This window comes from Enterobacter cloacae complex sp.6700776 (genome assembly GCF_048284255.1).
Taxonomy (GTDB): Bacteria; Pseudomonadota; Gammaproteobacteria; order Enterobacterales; family Enterobacteriaceae; genus Enterobacter; species Enterobacter intestinihominis.
Genome location: NZ_JBLVYK010000080.1, coordinates 1 through 363, shown reverse-complemented (window position 1 = coordinate 363; position 363 = coordinate 1). Strand labels below are relative to the sequence as shown.

At 55.4% G+C, this 363-nt stretch carries 1 protein-coding gene; it reads right to left on the bottom strand.

Annotated elements, in window-relative coordinates:
- Positions 1 to 136: 136 nt before the first annotated feature.
- Positions 137 to 363: Hsp20 family protein (locus tag ACNQ0T_RS23305; RefSeq protein WP_417930394.1), on the bottom strand; the 227-nt coding region annotated here is incomplete at its 5' end.

The following is a 363-nucleotide window of genomic DNA, read 5'->3' as shown; positions in this document are numbered from 1 at the left end:
GATAAATCGTAGTTACGCATACTGTTTTCTCCCTCTAAGAAGCGAGTGAATACCTGCGAATTCTGTAAATTCGCATCTGCTCCCTGACGGCGAGCAGGTTGTTACATCAGGCCGCCACGCGGCCTGAAACGGACAATTAGTTGATTTCGATGCGGCGCGGCTTGTTCGCTTCCGGGATCACCCGTTCCAGATCGATATACAGCAGGCCGTTCACCAGATTGGCGCCGCGGACGTGAATGTTTTCCGCCAGCTGGAATTTGCGCTCGAAGTTGCGCTCGGCGATCCCCTGATACAGGTAGGTCCGCTCTTTCTGCTCGGCGGCGTGGGCGCCTTTGACGATCAGCAGATTGTCCTGGGCAGTGA